A 22,429-nucleotide genomic window follows, 5' to 3' on the forward strand; every position below is an offset into this window, starting at 1 on the left:
CAGCCTCTTAGCGAGAACCGCGACGGCTCATGAACGCCAGGCGCTCAAGCAACTGCACGTCCTGTTCGTTCTTCACCAGCGCACCGGCCAATGGCGGAATGGCCTTGGTCGGATCGCGCTCGCGCAGCACCGCTTCGCCGATGTTGTCGGCCATCAACAGCTTCAGCCAGTCGACCAGTTCCGAGGTCGACGGCTTCTTCTTCAGGCCCGGCACCTTGCGCACGTCGAAGAACACGTCCAGCGCTTCGCTGACCAGATCCTTCTTGATGTCCGGGTAGTGCACGTCGACGATTTTCTGCAGAGTGTTACGGTCGGGGAAGGCGATGTAGTGGAAGAAGCAGCGGCGCAGGAAGGCGTCCGGCAGCTCTTTCTCGTTGTTCGAGGTAATGATGATGATCGGGCGCTTCTTGGCCTTGATGGTCTCGTCGATCTCGTAAACGTAGAACTCCATCTTGTCGAGTTCTTGCAGCAAGTCGTTGGGGAACTCGATGTCGGCCTTGTCGATTTCGTCGATCAGCAGAATCACCCGTTCTTCGGACTCGAAAGCCTCCCAGAGCTTGCCCTTCTTCAGGTAGTTGCGCACGTCGTGGACTTTTTCGTTGCCCAGTTGCGAGTCGCGCAGACGGCTGACCGCATCGTACTCGTACAGGCCCTGATGGGCCTTGGTGGTGGACTTGATGTGCCAGGTGATCAGCTTGGCGCCGAACGATTCGGCCAACTGCTCAGCGAGCATGGTCTTGCCGGTGCCGGGTTCGCCCTTGACCAGCAGTGGCCGCTCCAGGGTGATGGCGGCATTGACCGCCAGCTTCAGGTCATCGGTGGCGACGTAGGCCTGGGTGCCTTCGAACTTCATCTGCTAATCCTCGAACGGTAACGCCGACCTGCACGGGCAGGGCGGGGGCGAAAAAATCGGATGCCCCGACTATAACGCGCAGCCCGGTCGACTGTGAACGCAGACGGCTTATTCAGTCTCTGAATGGAGCGTCACATGTTGACTCGGTTTCGGCCAGAGGCCAGTATTCAGGTATCGCCGATTTGGCGATAGCCTGTCGGGCATGACGACTAAATACCGATTTCGCGACAAATACCGCATTCAGTGACGTGAGAAGGATCACCCGCCACCCCATGTCCACTTGATCGGTGGCGGAGTGGACGTGATGCTGAGCCTTGAAACCGTCGAAGTCATGACGGGCAAGGCACCGCCGCTGATTATCAAGGAAGCGCTGGCTTGGGTTGCGGCTCATCAAGTGCAACTGCTGGAGGACTGGAAACGATGTTACCCATGAAAAGGCCTCGTCTGACGGCTGTGCAGGCACTGTCAGGTTTTCGATTGAAACTGACCTTTATTGATGGTCAGGATCTGACCCTTGACCTGAGCCGAGACATCCACGCTTATCCAGGTCTGCAACCATTGCTTGATCCCGAAGTGTTTGCGGCTGCGACCCTTGACGACAATGGCTGGACGGTCGAATGGCTTGAGCCCGATATACAGATTGGCGCAGACACGCTTTATATGGATGCGCTGGCCCAAAACACTGTCGATGAAAACACTCGGATTTTCATCGATTGGCGTGCACGTACCGGACTCTCACTGAATCAGGCAGCCGAGGCGCTGGGTGTCAGTGCCCGCAGCATCAGCCGATACAGTAATGGGCGGGAGGCGGTGCCAAGGTCATTAGCCTTGGCTTGTCTTGGTTGGGACTCATTGCAGCAAAAGTCCACGCTGGCGGCTGAAGAATCTGGTCGATATGTCGTTAATCGTAAGAACTAGCCCGCATCCGGCTTAGGCCGCTCATACCGCGCATTGAATGCCTGAATGAAGCCATTGCGCAAAATCTGCAAAAACGCTTCGAATGCGCTGATATTTTGCTGATGCACGTTGCCACTGAGTTCGACCTTGGTGGCGAACTGGTTTTTGGCCTGATTCTTCAGCACGGTTTCCGTGCCGCCGACGATGGCTTCCCAGACGGAGCGGAAGATGCTCTTGTCCTTGTTTTCGACGTCCTGCTGCCAGTTGAACACTTCGACGTCGCGCAGCAACGGTTTGATGTAGCCAGTGACCTGGGCTTTTTTCGCCTGGGCTTCGATGACCACGTCGCCGTGGCCGGCGTTGAAGTCGAACTTGCCGTAGGCCGAGGCGAAGTCGTTCATGCTCTTGAGTTCGATGTCGCGGGCGCGCAGGCGGAACTGGAAGTCCTCGAAATTGCTCAGCGGATCGAAAGTGGCCGTGGTTTCCAGTGGTGCGTGGCCGAGCAGCTTGGCCTTGCCTTCGAAGCGGGCATCGCGCTTGCCCTGTTTGTCGACCACGTTGGTCAGGTTGTAGATGCTCGCCTCGACGTTGCTGGCGTTCATGTTGACCGGCGGTTTGGAGTTGAAATTGCGGAAAGTGATCTTGCCGTCGTGGATCTGCACCTCGTCGAGAGTGATCGGCAGCAACTTGCCCAGTTGCGCCCGCCAGTCGGTGCCTTTACCAGTCTGCGAGTTCTGCTTGTTGGGGCCGCCATCGACGAAGTTGATCTCGGGATTGAAGAATTGCACCTGCGCCACCACGGCATGGTCGTACCACAGCGAATGCCAGCTGACCGCCAGATCGATCACGGGCGCGTTGACGAACGGCACCGGCACCTTGCCGTCGACCTTGACGATCTTCAGGCCGTTGATCCGGTAGGCGCCGCGCCACAGGGCCAGATCGACGTCGGTGACCTGGCCGCGGTAGTCACCCATGTCGGCCAGTTTGCCGTTCAGGTAATCGCGCACCACGTAGGGCAGGGCGATGTGCAGGGCGATCAGCAGCACAACCACGACGGCAAAAATCCCTATTGGCCAGCTATAACGACGCTTCATGGCAACAATTCCCGAACGATGTAAGCGATTGACTGTGGCGCGGCGCAGACGTTCGACCCGACTGGACTGCGCCCGGCAACAGGCATACCTTGAAAGGCTGAATTCAACGCTGCATAAGGACCCAGCCATGAGCCGTATTTTCGCTGACAACGCCCATTCCATCGGCAACACGCCGCTGGTGCAGATCAACCGTATCGCGCCGCGTGGCGTGACCATTCTGGCCAAGATCGAGGGGCGCAACCCCGGTTATTCGGTCAAGTGCCGGATCGGCGCGAACATGATCTGGGACGCCGAAAGCAGCGGCAAACTCAAGCCGGGCATGACCATCGTCGAGCCGACGTCGGGCAATACCGGCATCGGTCTGGCCTTCGTTGCCGCCGCCCGTGGTTACAAATTGATGCTGACCATGCCGGCATCAATGAGCATCGAGCGGCGCAAGGTGCTCAAGGCCCTCGGCGCAGAGCTGGTCCTGACCGAACCGGCCAAGGGCATGAAAGGCGCGATCGAGAAGGCTGCCGAAATTGTTGCCAGCGACACTGGCAAATACTTCATGCCGTCGCAGTTCGATAACCCGGCCAACCCGGCGATCCACGAAAAAACCACCGGCCCGGAAATCTGGAACGACACCGATGGCGCCGTCGATGTGCTGGTGGCTGGCGTCGGGACCGGCGGAACCATCACCGGCGTTTCGCGGTATATCAAGAATACCCAGGGCAAACCGATTCTGTCGGTGGCAGTGGAGCCGGTGTCTTCGCCGGTCATCAGCCAGGCGCTGGCGGGTGAAGAGATCAAGCCGAGCCCACACAAGATTCAGGGGATTGGCGCGGGTTTCGTGCCGAAGAACCTCGATCTGTCGATGGTCGACCGGGTGGAGCAGGTCACTGACGACGAGTCCAAGGCCATGGCGCTGCGCCTGATGCAGGAAGAAGGGATTTTGTGCGGTATCTCTTGCGGCGCGGCCATGGCCGTGGCAGTGCGTTTAGCCGAGAAGCCTGAAATGCAGGGCAAGACCATCGTGGTGATTTTGCCGGACTCCGGTGAGCGCTATCTGTCGAGCATGCTGTTCAGCGATCTGTTCACCGAGCAGGAGAATCAGCAGTAGTCGAATTGACTCAGATCAGCCAGGGTTCAGGATCGTTATGCTAATAAATGCTTTGTTGCGCAATTCTTAACACTGAATCTTGGGTTCAGCGGGTTTTTCCCGAGGCCGGTAGTGTTTATCATGGCCGGCTGCCATGCCGGGTAATGGGCATTGCGCAGCGTTGTCTTTATTCAAGGAGTCGTTGATGACCTTTTCGTTAGCCGCCAAGGTGTTGGTGTTGCTGCTGTTTGTGGGCAGCATCCTCTATGTGCATTTGCGCGGCAAGGCGCGTCTGCCGGTACTGCGTCAGTTCGTCAACCACTCGGCGCTGTTCGCCCCGTACAACGCGCTGATGTACCTGTTCTCCGGCGTTCCCTCCAAACCGTATCTGGATCGCAGCAAGTTTCCGGAGCTGGATGTGTTGCGCGATAACTGGGAAACCATTCGCGACGAAGCCATGCACCTGTTCGACGAGGGCTACATCCGCGCCGCCGAGAAGAACAATGACGCCGGTTTCGGCTCGTTCTTCAAGAAGGGCTGGAAACGTTTCTACCTCAAGTGGTACGACAAACCGCTGCCGTCGGCCGAAACCCTGTGCCCGAAGACCGTGGCGCTGGTCAGTGCGATCCCTAACGTCAAAGGCGCGATGTTCGCGCTGTTGCCGGGTGGCAGCCATCTGAACCCGCACCGTGACCCGTTTGCCGGCTCGCTGCGTTATCACTTGGGCCTGTCGACACCGAACTCCGACGATTGCCGGATCTTCGTTGATGGTCAGGTCTACGCCTGGCGTGACGGTGAAGACGTGATGTTCGATGAGACCTACGTGCACTGGGTCAAGAACGAGACCGAACAGACCCGCGTCATCCTGTTCTGCGATGTCGAACGCCCGCTGAGCAACCGCCTGATGACCCGCATCAATCGCGCCATCAGCGCCTGGCTGGGCCGCGCCACCGCGCCGCAGAACCTTGATGATGAACGTGTCGGCGGCATCAACCAGGCCTACGCCTGGAGCAAGAACTTCAGCGACCGGTTCAGCGGCGTGGTCAAACAGTGGAAACGCCGCAATCCCAAGGCCTACCGCATCCTGCGTCCGGTATTGGCAGTGGTAGTGTTGACGTTGCTGGGGTATTGGCTGTTTGGTTGAAGCCGGATGTTGAAATGAAAAAACCGCTCCTTGTGAGCGGTTTTTTATTGTCTGTGAGTCAGCGGCGCCCGGCGAGAACGTTGGGTTCGTCTTCAATGCCTGTAATCAGTAACTGCAGAAAGCGCTGCTGATTGGCTGATAGCCCGGATGACACAATCTTTTCTTCTGTTTTGATTGATCTTTTCTTAGCGGGGGATTTCTTGACTGATTTGCGCATGCTCCCTCCCTCATTGATCATTACTTGAACTGTTTTCACGATACTTTACTCTCCACTGCTAGGACAAGACGACCTTCCAAATCAAATTTGAAGCCGAGCTTTGTATAAACAGGAATTGCGCCCTGCATTGGCTCCTGGACTTCAATGAACTTGCTGCCGACTATTTGGGCGAACTCATCGATGACCATCATCGCCAAGGTCCCGATACGATTTTTCAGCGGGTGAGAATCTCCGGGTCGCCCTTCCAATCGTACGATTCGAATACGTTGGCGGCTTTTGTTCGGATTGACGAAGCACAGTCCGCAGAGCTGTTCTTCGAACCAGATCGCGATATCCAGGGACAGGGGTTCTCGTGATTTCCATGCGGCAACCTCTCGCCAGCAAAAAAGTGGATTCTCCCAGAGCTCGAACGCGCTCAGTGCTATGGCGTCGATGGGTTCGAAGCGTACTTTCGACAAGTCTTGCCGCGCTGGTAGCTGCAATAGAGCTTTGGCGATGCTTGCCTGTTTCCTGGCCTGCGACTTGTACAACTGATACCGCAAATTCGTCCGTTCCCTTGGCATGTGATCCCGAGCATTCCCTGTCTCCCCATCAATGGGCCTATCCGTTGCTCTTCAGCCTAATCACCTCGCGGCCAACTGTCCCTGCTGGCCCTTTGTCCAAATCATTGCAATCCATGTCCCACGCTGGTTATAGTCGGCGCTCGTGAATCATCTGATTCACTCTCCAAACCCTTCAAAAAAGATCAGCCCCAATGCCTGCATCCCTCATCAACGCGGTAGTCGATTCAGCGGTCAACGCTGGCGTCGTGCCGTGCGGGAATCAGCAGCCTGGGCAGATCAGTCATTACCCTCCACCTGTCAGTAGCACGCCGGTGTGCGCCGTCGTATCACCGCCGGGCGTTGGCGTTTCGGGCTGATCGGCATTCTTTGCTGACCCCTGCGCCCGCCAGAAAAACCTACTGAATTTCAGCCTCGGCTGAGTTGGCTGTTTGCCTGACTACAGGTGGTATTCATGTTTGTCCTTTCGAAAAAATCCGCGCTCGCGGCGACGTCCACGAGCCTGTTCGTTCTACTGTGGAGCAGCGGGGCAATCTTCTCCAAATGGGGCCTGGCCCATGCGTCACCTTTTGCCTTTCTGCTGATGCGCTTTGTGATCGCGCTGTGCGGGCTGTTGCTGTTGACGCCGCTGCTCAAGTTGAAGCTGCCCAAGGGCGGCCGGCCGATGCTGTTTGCGATTGCAACGGGCGTGGTGTTGTTGGGGGCGTATCAGATTTTCTATCTGCTGGCCTTGAACACCAGAGTCACACCGGGGGTGATGGCGACCATCATGGGCGTACAGCCGATCCTCACTGTGGTGTTGATAGAGCGGCAGCGCTCGGCGAGCCGGATGTTCGGCCTCGCGCTGGGGCTGGCCGGGCTGATCATGGTGGTTTACCAGGGGATCGGTCTGGCAGGGATGTCCTGGGCGGGGATGCTGTTCGGTCTGTTGGCGCTGGCGAGCATGACGGTGGGCTCGATCATGCAGAAGCGCATCACCGACAATCCCCTCGGCACATTGCCGGTGCAGTATCTGGCCGGGCTGTTGTTGTGCGGGATATTTGTGCCATTTCAGCCGTTCCACTTTGAACAGAGCACGGGTTTCATCGTGCCGGTGTTGTGGATGGGACTGGTGGTGTCGGTGCTGGCGACACTGTTGCTCTATCGCCTGATCGCCCGGGGCAATCTGGTGAATGTCACCAGTCTGTTCTATCTGGTGCCGGCGGTGACGGCGGTGATGGATTACCTGATTTTCGGCAATCGTCTGGCGGCGTTGAGTGTGCTGGGGATGCTGTTGATCATCGTCGGGCTGGCGTTTGTGTTCCGTAAAACTGCTTGAAAACCTTCAGGCCGACCCGGGCATTTTCAGTGTCTGGGCCGGCCTCTTCGCGAGCAAGCCCGCTCCCACAATTGGAATGCATTCCTCCTGTGGGAGCGGGCTTGCTCGCGAAGGCTGACTTGTTAACGCCGCAAAATCAGCGGACGGTTACGGCAGCGGGCTTCACCGCCGCCGGCTTCAACACCAGCCACAACGCCAGCGCAATCAACACGCCGCCATACAGGTGCGCCATCGACAACGGCTCATCCAGCAGCAACGCGCCCCACAACACGCCGAACGCCGGAATCATGAAGGTCACGGTCATCGATTTGACCGGGCCGATGGAGCTGAGCAGGCGGAAATAGATGATGTAGGCGAACGCCGTGCAGCCCAGACCCAGGCCCAGCAGCGACAGCCAGACATTCCACCCACCCCAGCTTGCCGGAGGGGCGGTGATCACGCTGTAGCCGAACAGTGGCAACAGAAACAGCGAGGCGCCGAGCATGCTGCCCACGGCCGAGAGACGACTGTCGAGCCCGCCGCTGTGATCCAGCCAGCGCCGCGTGAGGAACCCGGCGAAGCCGTAGCAAGTGGTAGCGAGCAGGCAGGCGAGGGCGCCCATCAGCAATTGCAGATCGAACGCGACCGGACCTGCGCGCGTCAGCACACCGACACCGAACAAGCCGAGAAACACCCCGGTCAGTTTCGCGACAGTGAGTTTTTCACTGAAAAACAGCCCGCCAATCAACACGCCCATCAACGGCGTGGTGGCGTTGAAGATTGCCGAGTAACCGGCCGGCAACACTTGCGCCGCCACCGAATACAACGTCGCCGGAATCCCCGAGTTGATAACGCCCAGCAACATCACCGTTTTCAGTTTGCCCTTGAAATCCCAGCTGATGCGCATCAGCCCGAGAATCACCAGCAGACCGACGGCAGCAATCGACACCCGAAAGAACGCGGTCGGAATGGTGCCGATCACCGGCGCAATAATGCGCATGAACAGGAAGCTCGCGCCCCAGATGGCTGCCAGCGACAGCATGCGGAAAATATCGACAGCGCTCACGATGGCACTCCTTCCTTGATCGGGACGAGAGTGTTGCCGAGCGCCCTGTCGATGGCAACCGTCAATCGGGCATTTAATTTTTCATTCAGAGCACGAAGCGCGTCACCAGGCCGTTGAGGTCGATCGCCAGGCGCGACAGTTCCTGACTGGCAGCGGAGGTCTGGGTAGCGCCGGCGGCGGTCTGGGTCGAGAGATCGCGGATGGTCACCAGATTCTGATCAACCTCGCGCGCCACCAGCGCTTGCTGCTCGGCCGCGCTGGCGATCACCAGGTTGCGCTGGTTGATCTGCGAGATCGACGCGGTGATTTTCTCCAGTGCCTGACCGGCACTGTTGGCCCGGCGCAACGTGTGGCTGGCCTGCTCGGCACTGCTTTGCAAGGCGCCGACGGTGGCGCCGGTGCCTTGCTGGATGCTGCTGATCATCAGCTCGATTTCTTCGGTGGAGTTCTGCGTGCGTTGCGCCAGCGAACGCACTTCATCGGCGACCACCGCAAAACCGCGTCCGGCCTCACCCGCGCGCGCCGCTTCGATGGCGGCGTTGAGCGCCAGCAGGTTGGTTTGCCCGGCGATGCCGCGAATCACCTCCAGCACCTTGCTGATGTCCTGGGCCTGCGTGGCCAGGCCTTCGGCCTGCTCCGACGCACCGAGCACCGCGCTGACCAGTTCCTGAATCGAGCTGATGGTCTCGCTGACCTGCACATGCCCGTGTTTGCTGTCCTCGTTCGAGGCTTCGGAGGCCTCGGCGCTGGACACTGCGTTGGCCGCAACTTCATCCACCGCCGTGCTCATCTCGGTGACGGCGGTGGCGGCCTGTTCGATCTGATCGTTCTGCTGCTGCAGGCCACGGGTGCTTTGCTCCATCACCGAGCTCATTTCTTCGGCGGCGGAGGCCAGTTGCTGCGCCGATTCGCTGATGCCACGGATGGTCGAGCGCAGGTTGTTCTGCATCTCGGCGAGGGCGCTGAGCAACTGCGCCGCCTCATCGCTACCGTGATCGGCAATCTGGCCGCTGAGGTCGCCGGCGGCAATTTTTTGCGCGACGGACAGGGCCTGATTGATCGGTGCGGTGATGCTGCGGGTCAGCAGCCAGGCCAGCAGCAGGGTAGCGATCAGGGCGACAACGATGATGGTCGCGACAATCCACAGCGCCTGCTGATAAACCCCGGCAGCAGCTTCGGCGGCGCTGTCGGCGCCTTGCTGGTTGAAGCTGATCATCTGCTCCAGCGCCTTGTCGAGGATCCGGCCCTGTGGCGCCAGTTCATTGTTCAGACGGGCATAGGCCTGTTCACTTTGCCCGGCGTCGATCTGAGTGATGATCTGGTCCAGGATGCTCATGTACTTGGCGACGTCGCTATTCAAACCGTCGAGCATCGCCCGTTCCGCATCGCTGGCCAGTAGAGCGGTGTGGTCCTTCAGGCGCTTCGACAATTCTTCGCGTTGCACCTTGATGATGCCTTTGCTTGTGTCGCGTACCGCCGGCTGGGTGCTGGTGATCAGGCGCAGGGATTCGAGGCGGATGTTGGCGATGTTCGCCGCCGCATCGTGAATGCTCTCGATGCTGGGCATCCACGATTCCTCGATCACCGTTGCGCTCTCACGCAGATTTTTCATCTGGCCCAGACCGAACAGGCCGACCACCACCAGCAGGGCGGCCAATACGGCAAAACTCAAACTGGCGCGCAAACCGATGCGCAGATTGCGGATAGACATCAATGTGCTCCTTGATCTATGAGGAAGAGGTCGTCCTCGTGGGCCGAGGATCTTGTTATGAGGCGGGTACTGGCGGGCTGTATATCAAAGTGCCACTATTTTGGTAAGACCAATCTGTGAGCAGTTCTTCTCTTTCATCGACAGGCGGGAACGCAGCGCTAAAACCGCGAGCCAGAGCGGTGGGGCAGTGATTGGATCCGAATCCCAGGGAATTCGCGGGCTGGCGCGGGGCGGCAGGCGAGACTGAGAGGGCGGTTAATTGACCGAACGGTCGACTCAAAAAACTTTGATAAAAACTGTGTCGCTGTACAACCCTGCCGCGCTTTTGGCAGAAATTGCACTTCTCCTGCGCATGCATCCGTGGCTAAGCTCAGGCACAGATTTCCACTTGCACGCCGAGGTCTCCTCTATGCCGCAGCAATGGCCAGCCACCGACATCGCCCGCATGATCCTCGATGGCTTTGACGATTACCGCGAGCACTTCCGGCGGATCACCGACGGTGCGCGCGAGCGCTTCGAGCAGGCGCGCTGGCAGGAGACGCAGACCGCGTCGGCGGCGCGGATCAATCTCTACGAAGAAAAGGTCGGCGAAACCATCGCCCGCCTGCGCGAGCATTTCGACGACGAGACGCTGATGAATGTCGGCAGTTGGCCGTTGGTGAAAAGTGCTTACATCAGTGTCATCGACCTGCGTTTCGACGATGAACTGTCCGAGACCTGGTACAACTCGATCTTCTGCGGGCTGTTCAGTCACGACCTGATCAGCGACGGCTGCATGTTCATCCACACCACCCGGCCGAGCCTGCGCCGCGCCCGGGCCGCACAAACCCGCACCTACAAGCCGCAGGGCCAATTGTCATCGATGCTCGCGAGCATCTTTGCCGATTACCGCTTCAGCGAGGATTACGCCGATTTGCCCGGCGACCTGCAGCGCCTCGAAGCGCAACTGCGCGAGAATTTGCCGGACTGGGTGTGCAAGGATCCGGAACTGAGCGTCGAGCTGTTTTCCTCGGTGCTGTACCGCAACAAAGGCGCGTATCTGGTCGGGCGCATCTACACCCGCGACGAGCAGTGGCCGCTGGTGATTCCGTTGCTGCACCGCGAAGGCCGCGGGATTCAGATTGACGCGCTGATCACCGACGAAGCCGATGTGTCGATCATCTTCTCTTTCACCCGTTCGTATTTCATGGTCGATGTGCCGGTGCCGGCGGAGTTCATCGGTTTCCTGCGGCGTATCCTGCCGGGCAAGCACATCGCTGAGCTGTACACCTCGATCGGTTTCTACAAGCACGGCAAATCCGAGTTCTATCGGGCGCTGATCAATCACCTGGCCAACACCGACGACCAGTTCATCATGGCCCCCGGCGTGCGCGGCATGGTCATGAGCGTGTTCACCCTGCCGGGCTTCAACACCGTGTTCAAGATCATCAAGGACCGTTTCTCGCCGTCGAAAAACGTCGACCGGGCGACGGTGATCGAAAAATATCGTCTGGTGAAAAGTGTCGACCGGGTCGGGCGCATGGCCGATACCCAGGAGTTCGCCGACTTCCGTTTTCCGCTGAGCAAGTTTGATCCGGCGTGCCTGGAAGAACTGCTGGAAGTCGCGCCGTCGACGGTCTCGGTCGAAGGCGATACGGTGCTGATCCGCCACTGCTGGACCGAGCGCCGGATGACCCCGCTCAACCTCTACCTGGACAACGCCAACGAAGCCCAGGTGCGCGAGGCGCTGGAGGACTACGGCCTGGCGATCAAGCAACTGGCGGCGGCCAACATCTTTCCCGGCGACATGTTGCTGAAAAACTTCGGCGTCACTCGCCACGGCCGAGTGGTGTTCTACGACTACGACGAGATCTGCTTCCTGACCGAAGCCAACTTCCGCCACATCCCCGCGCCGCGTACCCCTGAGGACGAAATGGCCTCCGAGCCGTGGTATTCGATCGGGCCGCTGGATGTGTTCCCGGAAGAGTTTCCGCCTTTCCTGTTCGCCGATGCCGGGCAGCGCAAATTGTTCGATCAACTGCATGGCGAGTTGTATAACGCCGATTACTGGAAGGGTTTGCAAGAGGCGATTCGCGCCGGCAAAGTCATCGACGTCTTCCCTTACCGCCGCAAAGGCCTCGATAACGAATGACTCCCAGGTAAACACATTGTGGCGAGGGGATTTATCCCCGATGGGGTGCGAAGCACCCCCCAAAACCATTCAACTCAGACGCTTCAGAGCGACTTTCATATCCAGTCGGCGACTGCTGCGCAGCCGATCGGGGATAAATCCCCTCGCCACAAAAGCACCTCGCAGTCGTGTTCAGTGACGCAAATCTGCGACAATCGCCCCCCTGCATAAACAGACGACCGAATTGCGTACCCGATGACCGACGAATCGCCCTCCATCGACAAACTGCTGAAAAACCTCGATCACGCCATGCTCGCCGACCGTCACCGGCTGCGGCGGCAGTTGCTCGAGCTGCGCAAGAAACCCGACGAGGCCAAACTGGCCCAGTGGGTGGCGCGCATGCAGGCGTCCTGTGATCAGGTGCTGGCGCGCCGTGCCAGCCTGCCAGTGATTCGTTACGACGACAGCCTGCCGATCGCCGCCAAGCGCGACGAAATCAAGGCCGCGCTGGAGAAGCATCAGGTGCTGATCATTGCCGGCGAAACCGGCTCGGGTAAAACCACCCAGTTGCCGAAAATCTGCCTGGAAATCGGTCGCGGCCAGCATGGCTTGATCGGCCATACCCAGCCACGCCGAATCGCTGCGCGCAGTGTCGCCAGCCGGGTCGCCGAAGAACTCGGCACGCCGCTCGGTTCGCTGGTTGGCTATCAGGTGCGCTTCGAGGATCAAAGCGATTCCAACACCCTGATCAAACTGATGACTGACGGCATCCTGCTGGCGGAAACCCAGAACGACCGCTACCTCGAGCGCTACGACACGATCATCGTCGACGAAGCCCACGAACGCAGCCTGAACATCGACTTCCTGCTCGGTTACCTGAAAACCTTGCTGCCGCGTCGCCCGGATCTGAAGGTCATCATCACTTCGGCGACCATCGATCTGGAGCGCTTCTCCAAGCATTTCGACGATGCGCCGATCGTCGAGGTGTCCGGTCGCACCTTCCCGGTAGACACCTGGTATCGCCCGCTGACCCTGGAGCAGGATGAAGAGGGCAACCGTGTCGAAGACGACCTGACCGTGGATCAGGCGATCCTCGCCACCCTCGATGAAATCGCCGCCTATGAGCGCAGCGAACGCCGCAGTCCCGGCGATGTGCTGGTGTTCCTGCCCGGCGAGCGCGAGATCCGCGATGCCGCCGACATGCTGCGCAAGGCCCAGCTCAAACACACGGAAATCCTGCCGCTGTACGCGCGCCTGTCGCCGGCCGAGCAGCAGCGGATTTTCCAGTCGCATCCGGGGCGGCGCGTGGTGCTGGCGACCAACGTTGCCGAGACCTCGCTGACCGTGCCGGGCATCCGTTACGTGATCGACAGCGGCACCGCGCGCATCAGTCGCTACAGCTACCGCGCCAAGGTCCAGCGTCTGCCGATCGAAGCGATTTCCCAGGCCAGCGCCAATCAGCGTAAGGGTCGTTGCGGCCGGGTCGAGCCGGGGATCTGCGTGCGCCTGTACAGCGAAGAAGACTTCCTCGGTCGCCCGGAATTCACCGATCCGGAAATTCTGCGTACCAACCTTGCTGCCGTGATCTTGCAGATGCTGCACCTGCGCCTCGGTGAGATCACCGCGTTCCCGTTCATCGAGCCGCCGGACGGCAAGGCGATCAGCGACGGTTTCAACCTGCTGCAAGAGCTCTCGGCGGTGGATCGCAACAGCCAGCTGACCCCGCTCGGTCGCCAGTTGGCGCGCTTGCCGGTGGACCCGCGCATGGGCCGCATGCTGCTGGAAGCGGCAAAACTCGGCAGCTTGCAGGAAGTGCTGATCGTCGCCAGTGCGATGTCGATTCAGGACCCGCGCGAGCGTCCGCCGGAGCGTCAGCAAGCAGCCGATCAGGCCCACGCACAATGGAAAGACAGCGATTCGGACTTCGCCGGACTGGTCAATCTGTGGCGCGGTTTTGAAGAGCAACGCCAGGCGCTGACCGCCAGCCCGCTGCGCAACTGGTGCCGGAAGAATTTCCTCAATTATCTGCGTCTGCGCGAGTGGCGTGATTCCCATCGCCAGTTGAGTCTGATCTGCCGCGACATGCAGTTGAGCCTGAATAAAGAGCCGGCGGATTACCCGAAACTGCACAAAGCGGTATTGGTCGGTCTGCTCAGCCAGATCGGCCAGAAAACCGAGGACGGCGATTACCTCGGCGCCCGGCAGCGGCGCTTCTGGATTCACCCGTCGTCGGGCATCGGCAAGAAACGTCCGCAGTGGCTGATGACCGCCGAACTGGTGGAAACCACCAAGCTTTACGCGCGCATGGTCGCCAAGATCGATGCCGACTGGATCGAGCCGCTGGCCGGGCACCTGATCAAGAAAAACCATTTCGAACCGCACTGGGAGAAGAAGCGCGGCCAGGTCGTGGCCTACGAGCAGATCACCCTGTTCGGGCTGATCGTGGTCGGTCGCCGCCCGGTGCATTACGGCCCGGTGGATCCGGTGGTTTCGCGTGAGCTGTTTATCCGTGAAGGGCTGGTGCGTGGCGAGATTCAGTCGAAAGCCAAGTGCCTGACCGCCAACAAGCAATTGCTCGAACAGCTCGACGAGCTGGAAGCCAAGGCTCGGCGCCGCGACATTCTCGCTGACGAAGAAACCCTGTACGCGTTCTACGATGCGCGCTTGCCGGCGGAGATTCACCAGACCGCGACCTTCGACAGTTGGTATCGGGTCAACAGCCAGAAGGACCCGCAGCTGCTGATCATGCGCGAAGAAGACGTACTGGCCCGCGAGGCCAGTGAAGTCACTGCGCGTGACTACCCGGACACGCTGCACATCGGTGATCTGGAACTGGCGCTCAGCTACCACTTCGAACCCAATCACCCACGCGACGGCGTGACCCTGCGGGTGCCGGCACCGCTGCTGCCGATGCTGCCGCCGGAGCGCCTGGAATGGCTGGTGCCGGGGCTGATCGAGGCCAAGTGCATTGCCCTGGTACGCAACCTGCCAAAAGCCTTGCGCAAGAACTTCGTGCCAGTGCCGGACTTCATTAAAGCGGCGTTGCAGCGCATGACCTTCGCCGAGGGCTCGCTGCCCCAGGCGCTCGGTCGCGAGTTGCTGCGCATGACCGGTGCGCGCGTCAGCGATGAAGCATGGGCGGAAGCCGCGCAGCAGGTCGAAAGCCATCTGCGGATGAACCTGGAAATCGTCGACGGCCAGGGCAAGTTCCTTGGCGAGGGCCGTGATCTGGCCGAGCTGACCGCACGGTTTGCCGAAGCCAGCCAGGCGGCTTTGGCGGTGCCGCAGAGTGCGAAAAGTCAGCAACCGGTGGAGGCCAAGGTCTTCGCCCCGGTGGCGGAAAAGACTCAGCAGAAGATTGCCGGATTGTCGATGACGGTCTATCCGGCGCTGGTGGAAGAGGGCGGCACAGTCAAGGAAGGGCGGTTCTCGACCCCGGCCGAAGCTGAGTTCCAGCATCGCCGCGCCTTGCAGCGGCTGCTGCTGCAGCAACTGGCGGAGCCGGCGAAGTTCCTGCGCAGCAAACTGCCGGGTATCACCGAGTTGGGCCTGCTCTATCGCGAGCTGGGCCGAGTGGATGCGCTGGTCGAAGACATTCTGCTGGCCAGCCTCGACAGCTGCATTCTGGAAGGCGAAGACCCGTTGCCGCGTGATGGCGCCGGGCTGGCGGCATTGGCTGAGCGCAAACGCGGCAGCTGGACCGAACACGCCGAGCGCGTGGCAAGGCTGACGCTGGAGATCCTCAAACTGTGGCACGGCCTGCAAAAACGCTTCAAGGGCAAGATCGATCTGGCGCAGGCTGTGGCGCTGAATGACATCAAGCAGCAAATCAGCAATCTGGTGTATCCGGGTTTCGTCCGGGAAACACCGATGCAATGGCTCAAAGAGTTGCCGCGTTATCTGAAGGCGGTCGAGCAGCGTTTCGAGAAACTCGGTGCGCAAGTGCAGAAGGATCGGGTCTGGAGCGGTGAACTCGCCGGCCTCTGGGCGCAATATCAGACTCGCGCGGCGAAACATGCCCAGGAAGGCAAACGCGATCCGCAGCTTGAACTGTACCGTTGGTGGCTGGAGGAATACCGCGTGTCGCTGTTCGCCCAGCAGTTGGGGACGAAAGCGCCGATCTCGGACAAACGGCTGAGCAAGCAATGGAGTCAGGTCGAGGCCTGATCCCCAACCCTGCTCGATCACCTGTGGGCATTTGTGGTGAGGGGATAAATCCCCTCACCACAAAGATAGAGATATGCCCCACATCGGGATTTGGGTTGTGCTTGAGAAAGGCGCCAAAACCTTGGGTTTATGGCAAACTTCGCGACCATAAACGCCGGTTTCGTGACCCAGAGCCTTCGGCCGGGTCACGTGGCGGAATAAAGCGATGCCAGGTCAGCGTCCCCGGACGGGAACAGACCCTTTGTGTGTTGGTACGTCGGTGCCAGCGCTTTCTGCCTGAACAGATTAGAGAAACGACCATGCATAACGTCGTCATCAGCGGCACCGGCCTGTACACCCCGGCCAACAGCATCTCCAACGAAGAGCTGGTGCAGTCTTTCAATACCTACGTCGCGCAGTTCAACGCCGACAATGCCGACGCCATCGCCCGCGGTGAAGTCCAGGCGCTGACCGAATCCAGTGCTGCATTCATCGAAAAAGCCTCGGGCATCAAGAGCCGCTTTGTCATGGACAAGGACGGCATTCTCGATCCTGCGCGCATGGCCCCGCGCCTGCCGGAGCGTTCCAACGACGAATGGTCGGTGCTGTGCCAGATGGCCATCGGCGCCGCTGAACAGGCGCTGCAACGTGCCGGCAAGACCGCCGCCGACATCGACGGCGTGATCGTTGCCTGCTCCAATTTGCAACGCGCCTACCCGGCCATAGCCATCGAAGTCCAGGAAGCACTGGGCATTCAGGGTTTCGGTTTCGACATGAACGTCGCCTGCTCCTCGGCGACCTTCGGCATTCAGGCCGCGGCCAACAGCGTGCAACTGGGCCAGGCCCGGGCGATCCTGATGGTCAACCCGGAAGTCTGCACCGGTCACCTGAACTTCCGTGACCGCGACAGCCACTTTATCTTCGGTGACGCCGCGACGGCGGTAATCATCGAGCGCGCTGACCTGGCGACGTCCAAGTACCAGTTCGACGTGGTCAGCACCAAACTGCTGACCAAGTTCTCCAACAACATCCGCAACAACTTCGGCTTCCTCAACCGCGCCGCGGAAGAGGGCATCGGTGCCCGCGACAAGCTGTTCGTGCAGGAAGGTCGCAAGGTGTTCAAGGACGTCTGCCCGATGGTCGCCGAGCTGATCGGTGAGCACCTGGAAGAGAACAAACTCAACGTCGGCGACGTCAAGCGCTTCTGGCTGCACCAGGCCAACCTGAGCATGAACCACCTGATCGTGCGCAAGCTGTTGGGCCGTGAAGCCACTGAAGAAGAAGCGCCGGTGATTCTCGACACCTACGCCAACACCAGCTCTGCCGGCTCGGTGATTGCCTTCCACAAATATCAGGACGATCTGGTCGCCGGTTCGCTGGCCGTGCTGAGCTCGTTCGGCGCCGGTTACTCGATCGGCAGCGTAATTCTGCGCAAGCGCTGAGTCACCCTCCTTTGTGGCGAGGGAGCTTGCTCCCGCTCGAGTGCGTAGCGCTCCCGATACCGGCGATTGCGATCTTGCTGGAGAACCGCAATCGCCGGTTTTGCGACTGCTGCGCAGCCGAGCGCGAGCAAGCTCGCTCGCCACAGGGTCGAGTGCGTTAACGTTAATCGGTATTTGCAAACGAGGCGTGCATGGCCGCAACCGACGACACCCAACTGCTCGAACGTCTGCTCGCGGGTGAGCAAAAGGCTTTCAAGGAGCTGGTCAGCACCTACCAGAGCGCCATGCGCGCCGTGGCTTACGCGATTGTCGGCCAGCGCCATGTCGAAGAAGTGGTGCAGGACGCCTGGCTTTCGGTGGTGCGCCATATCGGCAGCTTCGAGGGTCGTTCCAGTCTCAAGACCTGGCTGCTGACCATCACCGCCAACTCGGCCAAGAGCCGCTACAAACAAAACCGCCGCGAAGTATTGATGGATGATCTGCCGTCACCCCACGGCACCATCGATGACGACCGTTTTTCGCCCGGTGACGGCCATTGGCTGGTGGCGCCATTCGCCTGGCATCAGGACACCCCGGAAGCCTTGCTTACCGAAAGTGAATTGCGTGATTGCCTGGAGCACACCTTGCTCAGCCTGTCGGAACTGCAAAGCAGCGTGTTGCTGCTGCGCGAGCGTCAGGGTCTGGAACTGGAAGAGATCTGTAATCTTCTGGAGATCTCGCTCTCCAATGTCCGTGTGCTGCTGCATCGGGCGCGGCTGAAAGTCTTCGCCACGGTGGAGCATTTTGAGGAGACCGGCGAATGCTGACCTGCAAGGAACAAGTAGCGCGCTCCAGCGATTATCTCGATGGCCAGTTGAGCTTTCGCGAGAAACTGCTGGTGCGCCATCACCTGATGTTCTGCCCCAAATGTCGGCGGTTCATTCGTCAGATGCGTTTGATGCAGGCCACGTTGAAGGCGATGCCGGAGAAGCCGCAAGAGGGTGTGGATGCGCTGGCTGAGCGTCTGGCCGAGCAACGCCGTAAGGAAAAATAGAATCTCACTTGTAGGAGCTGCCGAAGGCTGCGATCTTTTGATCCTCAAAAACAAGATCAAAAGATCGCAGCCTCCGGCAGCTCCTACAGTGTTTTTGCATCCTGCAGAAATAGCCGGCGCGGGACGAAACGAACGGATGATGGGGATCGTCCCGCCCGCGTCAGGCTAGAGGGTGATGCGTTTTAGAACTTGGCTTCGGCATCCAGTTGCAGCGTATTGATGTCGGAGTCGGTCTTCTTCAGGCTGGCGTTGGTGTAGTCCGAGTTGGCCATGAAGTAGGTGGCACCCAGGGTGAAGTTCTTGTCCAGCTCGTAGCTGACTTTCAGCTTGCTGCCGCGCGAACCGGTGTAGCCGTTGGCGAAGTCGGAGTCGGTGAAGGCACCGACCACCGCGTTACGCTGTACGTCGCGGTAGTTGTAGTCGATCCCGAAGCCATAAACCTTGGTTTTCACGCCGGCCAGCCAGCCAGTGTCCTGGTCGTTGCTGGCGTCTTTGTTGTTGACGTACTGACCGTAGATCGACAGCGGTACTGGCAGGTTGGCGATGTCCAGTTGACCAAAACCTTCATACAGTTTGAAGGTTTCGTTCGGGCTGTTGCCGTTGACGGCCAAGGCACATGGCGCAGTGACGGTGCCAGTGGTCGGGCAGGCGCTGTCCTTGTCATTGTCGTAGGAATAGAGGCTGCCACCCAGGGTCAGTTTCAGGCTGTCGGTCAGTGCGAAGCGACCGCCCAACTGGCCAGCGTACAGACGCAGGTCGTGCTTGAACTGCACGCCTTCGCCGTCGACGTTGTCCTTGAGGGTGTAGTGGCCGGCGCTACCGAACAGCTCGGTGCTGCCGTTCAACGGATACTTGTAGGTGACGGCCAGACCTTCCGGGTTGATGTCGCTGTCCCAGATGATGTCGCCCATGCTCACCCACGGCTGGTTCATTTTACCGGCGATCAGGTGCAGGTTCTTGATTGCGTCAGGATGGTAGTCGACGTAACCCTGGTCGAGCCAGATCTGCTTCTTGTCGAAGTAGTTGTTCAGGTCCTGGTTGGTGGAGCGGGCGTCGTCGCTGCTGCCGGTGGCAATACGGATACCGGTGTCCACCTGCGGGTTGATTTCGGTGTAGGCACCCAGACGGGCACGAATGCGCTGACGGTCCTGGTCCTTGCTGTTCGGCACGCCATCGTTCTTGACGGTCTCCTGACGGAAACGCACGTCGCCTTTGAACTGGGTCTTTGCGGCCCAGGCGAGTTTCTGGTCGAAGGAGCTCAGCTCATTGGTTTTCTTCGCGGTCGCCGCGATCTGCTCGTTGGTCTCTTGCTGCGCCTGCTGCGCGATTTGCTGAGCCTTCTGATCCTTGGCCAGTTCAGTTTGCAGTTCTACGTACTGCGCCTGGGAAATGGAACCGTTAGCCTTGAGCATGTCGAGCAGTTTGGCGTCGACTGCAGCACTGGCCGGAACGCTCATGGCCAGCAACAGGCCACCGCACAGGGCCGCCGCAGTTTTCGTGGAAGCAAGACGCATAGCAATCTCCGAAGATGAGAGGGATGGCAGAACCATCCGGGGCACACCGACGCGCACGTCGGAAAACAGTGTCCGGGTAGAACCCGGCGCTCTAAAAACAGGAGCGAGTATCGCGATGGTTTATGACAGAGCAGTGGCTAAGTGATGTCATGTCGATGACGATACAAAGTTGTCCTGAACTATTGATCTAGAGCGCTGTCGTCCGATTGCTCGTGTGCAAAGGGCAGCGATAAGCGATACTCGCGGGGCTTTGAAGCCCGGAAGTGGAGAGTCAGTTGATGCCGTTGCAACGCCTGCAAAGCCTGTCAGAAATCGCCCCGGCGACCTGGGATGCACTGGTGCCCGAGAACCAGCCGTTTTTGCGGCACGCCTTTCTCTCGGCCCTTGAAGACAGCGGCAGCGTTGGCCCGCATACGGGGTGGCAAGCCGAGCACCTGCTGCACGTCGAAGACGATCGGCTGATCGCGGCGTTGCCCAGTTACCGCAAGTGGCATTCCTACGGCGAGTACGTGTTCGATCACGGCTGGGCCGATGCCTGCGCCCGGGCCGGCATCGATTACTACCCCAAACTGCTGACGGCGGTGCCGTTCAGTCCGGTCAGCGGGCCACGCTTGCTGGCCGCCCGGGTCGAGGACGGTTTCGAACTGCTCAAGAGCCTGCCGGGTTATCTGGAAATCGAAGAGCTTTCCAGCGCGCACATCAATTTCACCGACCCGTTCACCGATGCCGCCATGGCCGAGCAGCCGGGCTGGCTGCAACGTATCGGCTGTCAGTATCACTGGCAGAATCGCGGTTATCGGGACTTCCAGGATTTTCTCGACGCGCTCAGTTCGCGCAAGCGCAAGCAAATGCGTAAAGAGCGCGAGCAAGTGGCGGGGCAGGGCTTCGAGTTCGAATGGCTGGAAGGGCGTGAGCTGGACGAGGCGCAATGGGATTTTGTCTACGCCTGCTATGCCAACACCTACGCCGTGCGCCGCCAGGCGCCGTACCTGACGCGCGAGTTTTTCAGTCTGCTGGCTGCGCGGATGCCGGAGGCGATTCGGGTGGTGCTGGCCAAACAGGGTTCACGTCCGGTGGCGATGGCCTTCAGCCTGGTCGGGGGCGACAGCTTCTATGGACGCTATTGGGGATGTCTGGCCGAGTTTGACCGGCTGCATTTCGAGACGTGTTTCTATCAGGGCATGGACTATGCGATTGCCCAGGGGTATCAGCGCTTTGATGCCGGCGCTCAGGGCGAGCACAAGCTGATTCGCGGCTTTGAACCGGTGATCACCCACTCGTGGCACTACCTGCGTCATCCCGGTCTGAAAGCCGCAGTTAAAGACTTCCTGCAACAGGAACGTGCTGGCGTCCTTGCGTACGCCGAGGAAGCCAGAACAGCCTTGCCATACCGCCAGGCCTGAGCTTGCCTTTAAACGGGGCCGACATCGATTCTCGGGCGTGGTTGATTTATTACTGTGGGAGGGGGCTTGCTCCCGAATGCGGTGTGTCAGTAGGGTAAATATGACTGACACGACGCCTTCGGGAGCAAGCCCCCTCCCACAGGGATTTCCAGTAGTTTCAGATATCCTCTTTACCTAACCAACGATAAATCGCCCCGCCTGCCACAGCGCCAATCAGCGGCGCGACCCAGAACATCCACAACTGTGCGATCGCCCAGCCGCCGACCATCAGCGCCGGCCCGGTGCTACGAGCCGGGTTGACCGAAGTGTTGGTGACCGGAATCGAGATCAGGTGAATCAGCGTCAGACCCAGGCCGATGGCAATCGGTGCGAGGCCCGCCGGGGCGCGTTTGTCGGTGGCGCCGAGGATGATGATCACGAACATCCCGGTCATCACCAGCTCGGTGACAAAGCCTGCCGCCATCGAGTATTTGCCGGGCGAGTGCTCGCCGTACCCATTGGACGCCAGACCTGCTGCGATGTCGAAACCCTCCTTGCCGCTGGCGATGTAGTAGAGCAGCGCGGCGGCGAGTATCCCGCCGAGCACCTGGGCGATGATGTAGGCGGGTAGCTCTTTTGCTGGAAACCGTCCGCCGACCACCAACCCGACCGATACCGCCGGATTGAGATGACATCCGCTGATGTGGCCAATGGCGAACGCCATGGTCAGCACCGTCAGACCAAACGCCAGGGCCACCCCCAGCACCCCGATGCCCAGAGGCGAAGACGCGGCGAGCACCGCACTGCCACAACCACCCAGAACCAGCCAGAACGTACCCAACAACTCAGTAACTGAACGTTTGAACAGAGACATGAGAGAGT

18 protein-coding genes and 1 pseudogene are annotated in these 22,429 nt (G+C 59.8%); 11 read left to right on the plus strand and 8 right to left on the minus strand.

The window, feature by feature from the left end; all coding sequences use genetic code 11:
- Positions 1-7: 7 nt before the first annotated feature.
- The gene (locus E4T63_RS07190) at positions 8-853 is read right to left on the minus strand and encodes an AAA family ATPase (protein ID WP_098967703.1); all 846 of its coding nucleotides are present in this window, start codon (positions 851-853) and stop codon (positions 8-10) included.
- A gap of 202 nt (positions 854-1,055) precedes the next feature.
- Between E4T63_RS07190 and E4T63_RS07195 the strand changes: the two are divergent.
- Together E4T63_RS07195 and E4T63_RS07200 are read left to right on the plus strand one after the other, a co-directional pair.
- Positions 1,056-1,286: pseudogene (locus tag E4T63_RS07195) on the plus strand (DUF4160 domain-containing protein).
- A complete protein-coding gene (locus tag E4T63_RS07200) occupies positions 1,274-1,771 on the plus strand; it encodes a helix-turn-helix domain-containing protein (protein WP_041070304.1) in 498 nt (165 codons plus the stop codon). The pseudogene E4T63_RS07195 and the gene E4T63_RS07200 overlap by 13 nt, the downstream one beginning before the upstream one ends.
- Here the strand turns inward: E4T63_RS07200 and E4T63_RS07205 are convergent.
- Positions 1,768-2,844 (minus strand): DUF748 domain-containing protein, encoded by a 1,077-nt coding sequence (locus E4T63_RS07205; protein WP_115988004.1) that lies wholly within the window; start codon positions 2,842-2,844, stop codon positions 1,768-1,770. The genes E4T63_RS07200 and E4T63_RS07205 overlap by 4 nt on opposite strands.
- 127 nt (positions 2,845-2,971) lie before the next feature.
- On the opposite strand from E4T63_RS07205, the gene cysK reads away from it, so the two are divergent.
- Together cysK and E4T63_RS07215 are read left to right on the plus strand one after the other, a co-directional pair.
- A complete protein-coding gene (gene cysK, locus E4T63_RS07210; RefSeq protein WP_041070300.1) occupies positions 2,972-3,946 on the plus strand; it encodes a cysteine synthase A in 975 nt (324 codons plus the stop codon).
- A 184-nt stretch (positions 3,947-4,130) separates the two neighbouring features.
- A complete protein-coding gene (locus tag E4T63_RS07215; RefSeq protein WP_027614536.1) occupies positions 4,131-5,069 on the plus strand; it encodes an aspartyl/asparaginyl beta-hydroxylase domain-containing protein in 939 nt (312 codons plus the stop codon).
- Positions 5,070-5,127: 58 nt separating this feature from the next.
- On the opposite strand, the gene E4T63_RS28475 is transcribed toward E4T63_RS07215, so the two are convergent.
- Together E4T63_RS28475 and E4T63_RS07220 are read right to left on the minus strand one after the other, a co-directional pair.
- The gene (locus tag E4T63_RS28475; protein ID WP_167734099.1) at positions 5,128-5,286 is read right to left on the minus strand and encodes a hypothetical protein; all 159 of its coding nucleotides are present in this window, start codon (positions 5,284-5,286) and stop codon (positions 5,128-5,130) included.
- Positions 5,287-5,321: 35 nt separating this feature from the next.
- On the minus strand, positions 5,322-5,849 hold the full coding sequence (locus E4T63_RS07220) for an N-acetyltransferase (RefSeq protein WP_027614537.1): 528 nt from the start codon (positions 5,847-5,849) through the stop codon (positions 5,322-5,324).
- A gap of 451 nt (positions 5,850-6,300) precedes the next feature.
- Here E4T63_RS07220 and E4T63_RS07225 point away from each other — a divergent pair, with 451 nt between their 5' ends.
- On the plus strand, positions 6,301-7,164 hold the full coding sequence (locus E4T63_RS07225; protein WP_098967708.1) for a DMT family transporter: 864 nt from the start codon (positions 6,301-6,303) through the stop codon (positions 7,162-7,164).
- Between the two features lie 136 nt (positions 7,165-7,300).
- On the opposite strand, the gene E4T63_RS07230 is transcribed toward E4T63_RS07225, so the two are convergent.
- Positions 7,301-8,209, minus strand: a complete 909-nt coding sequence (locus E4T63_RS07230; protein WP_135295159.1) for a DMT family transporter — start codon at positions 8,207-8,209, stop codon at positions 7,301-7,303.
- An 85-nt stretch (positions 8,210-8,294) separates the two neighbouring features.
- Positions 8,295-9,920, minus strand: a complete 1,626-nt coding sequence (locus E4T63_RS07235) for a methyl-accepting chemotaxis protein (protein WP_135295160.1) — start codon at positions 9,918-9,920, stop codon at positions 8,295-8,297.
- Positions 9,921-10,329: 409 nt separating this feature from the next.
- On the opposite strand from E4T63_RS07235, the gene aceK reads away from it, so the two are divergent.
- The 5 genes from aceK (at position 10,330) to E4T63_RS07260 (ending at position 18,651) form a co-directional block, all read left to right on the plus strand.
- The gene (aceK, locus tag E4T63_RS07240) at positions 10,330-12,051 is read left to right on the plus strand and encodes a bifunctional isocitrate dehydrogenase kinase/phosphatase (RefSeq protein WP_135295161.1); all 1,722 of its coding nucleotides are present in this window, start codon (positions 10,330-10,332) and stop codon (positions 12,049-12,051) included.
- 234 nt (positions 12,052-12,285) lie between these two features.
- Entirely contained in the window at positions 12,286-16,197 is a 3,912-nt protein-coding gene (gene hrpA / locus E4T63_RS07245) for an ATP-dependent RNA helicase HrpA (RefSeq protein ID WP_135295162.1), read from the plus strand.
- A 299-nt stretch (positions 16,198-16,496) separates the two neighbouring features.
- Positions 16,497-17,618 (plus strand): beta-ketoacyl-ACP synthase III, encoded by a 1,122-nt coding sequence (locus tag E4T63_RS07250; protein WP_135295163.1) that lies wholly within the window; start codon positions 16,497-16,499, stop codon positions 17,616-17,618.
- A 191-nt stretch (positions 17,619-17,809) separates the two neighbouring features.
- Positions 17,810-18,424, plus strand: a complete 615-nt coding sequence (locus E4T63_RS07255) for an RNA polymerase sigma factor (protein WP_003222662.1) — start codon at positions 17,810-17,812, stop codon at positions 18,422-18,424.
- Positions 18,418-18,651, plus strand: a complete 234-nt coding sequence (locus E4T63_RS07260) for an anti-sigma factor family protein (RefSeq protein WP_135295164.1) — start codon at positions 18,418-18,420, stop codon at positions 18,649-18,651. The genes E4T63_RS07255 and E4T63_RS07260 overlap by 7 nt, the downstream gene beginning before the upstream one ends.
- 182 nt (positions 18,652-18,833) lie before the next feature.
- Here E4T63_RS07260 and E4T63_RS07265 read toward each other — a convergent pair whose 3' ends face one another.
- Complete coding sequence (locus E4T63_RS07265; protein ID WP_098967717.1) at positions 18,834-20,165, minus strand: putative porin; 1,332 nt, start codon at positions 20,163-20,165, stop codon at positions 18,834-18,836.
- A gap of 278 nt (positions 20,166-20,443) precedes the next feature.
- On the opposite strand from E4T63_RS07265, the gene E4T63_RS07270 reads away from it, so the two are divergent.
- The gene (locus E4T63_RS07270) at positions 20,444-21,568 is read left to right on the plus strand and encodes a GNAT family N-acetyltransferase (RefSeq protein ID WP_098967719.1); all 1,125 of its coding nucleotides are present in this window, start codon (positions 20,444-20,446) and stop codon (positions 21,566-21,568) included.
- Positions 21,569-21,725: 157 nt separating this feature from the next.
- Here the strand turns inward: E4T63_RS07270 and aqpZ are convergent, their stop codons facing one another.
- A complete protein-coding gene (gene aqpZ / locus E4T63_RS07275) occupies positions 21,726-22,421 on the minus strand; it encodes an aquaporin Z (protein ID WP_098967720.1) in 696 nt (231 codons plus the stop codon).
- Between the last annotated feature and the right edge of the window lie 8 nt (positions 22,422-22,429).

It is taken from the genome of Pseudomonas fluorescens (assembly GCF_004683905.1).
Lineage (GTDB): Bacteria > Pseudomonadota > Gammaproteobacteria > Pseudomonadales > Pseudomonadaceae > Aquipseudomonas > Aquipseudomonas putida_A.

What these genes read in the sequence shown, in the direction of transcription:
- E4T63_RS07190 (WP_098967703.1), bottom strand. Translation starts at nt 853, where the DNA reads ATGAAGTTCGAAGGCACCCAGGCCTACGTCGCCACCGATGACCTGAAG.
- E4T63_RS07200 (WP_041070304.1), top strand. Translation starts at nt 1,274, where the DNA reads ATGTTACCCATGAAAAGGCCTCGTCTGACGGCTGTGCAGGCACTGTCA.
- E4T63_RS07205 (WP_115988004.1), bottom strand. Translation starts at nt 2,844, where the DNA reads ATGAAGCGTCGTTATAGCTGGCCAATAGGGATTTTTGCCGTCGTGGTT.
- cysK (WP_041070300.1), top strand. Translation starts at nt 2,972, where the DNA reads ATGAGCCGTATTTTCGCTGACAACGCCCATTCCATCGGCAACACGCCG.
- E4T63_RS07215 (WP_027614536.1), top strand. Translation starts at nt 4,131, where the DNA reads ATGACCTTTTCGTTAGCCGCCAAGGTGTTGGTGTTGCTGCTGTTTGTG.
- E4T63_RS28475 (WP_167734099.1), bottom strand. Translation starts at nt 5,286, where the DNA reads ATGCGCAAATCAGTCAAGAAATCCCCCGCTAAGAAAAGATCAATCAAA.
- E4T63_RS07220 (WP_027614537.1), bottom strand. Translation starts at nt 5,849, where the DNA reads ATGCCAAGGGAACGGACGAATTTGCGGTATCAGTTGTACAAGTCGCAG.
- E4T63_RS07225 (WP_098967708.1), top strand. Translation starts at nt 6,301, where the DNA reads ATGTTTGTCCTTTCGAAAAAATCCGCGCTCGCGGCGACGTCCACGAGC.
- E4T63_RS07235 (WP_135295160.1), bottom strand. Translation starts at nt 9,920, where the DNA reads ATGTCTATCCGCAATCTGCGCATCGGTTTGCGCGCCAGTTTGAGTTTT.
- aceK (WP_135295161.1), top strand. Translation starts at nt 10,330, where the DNA reads ATGCCGCAGCAATGGCCAGCCACCGACATCGCCCGCATGATCCTCGAT.
- hrpA (WP_135295162.1), top strand. Translation starts at nt 12,286, where the DNA reads ATGACCGACGAATCGCCCTCCATCGACAAACTGCTGAAAAACCTCGAT.
- E4T63_RS07250 (WP_135295163.1), top strand. Translation starts at nt 16,497, where the DNA reads ATGCATAACGTCGTCATCAGCGGCACCGGCCTGTACACCCCGGCCAAC.
- E4T63_RS07255 (WP_003222662.1), top strand. Translation starts at nt 17,810, where the DNA reads ATGGCCGCAACCGACGACACCCAACTGCTCGAACGTCTGCTCGCGGGT.
- E4T63_RS07260 (WP_135295164.1), top strand. Translation starts at nt 18,418, where the DNA reads ATGCTGACCTGCAAGGAACAAGTAGCGCGCTCCAGCGATTATCTCGAT.
- E4T63_RS07265 (WP_098967717.1), bottom strand. Translation starts at nt 20,165, where the DNA reads ATGCGTCTTGCTTCCACGAAAACTGCGGCGGCCCTGTGCGGTGGCCTG.
- E4T63_RS07270 (WP_098967719.1), top strand. Translation starts at nt 20,444, where the DNA reads ATGCCGTTGCAACGCCTGCAAAGCCTGTCAGAAATCGCCCCGGCGACC.
- aqpZ (WP_098967720.1), bottom strand. Translation starts at nt 22,421, where the DNA reads ATGTCTCTGTTCAAACGTTCAGTTACTGAGTTGTTGGGTACGTTCTGG.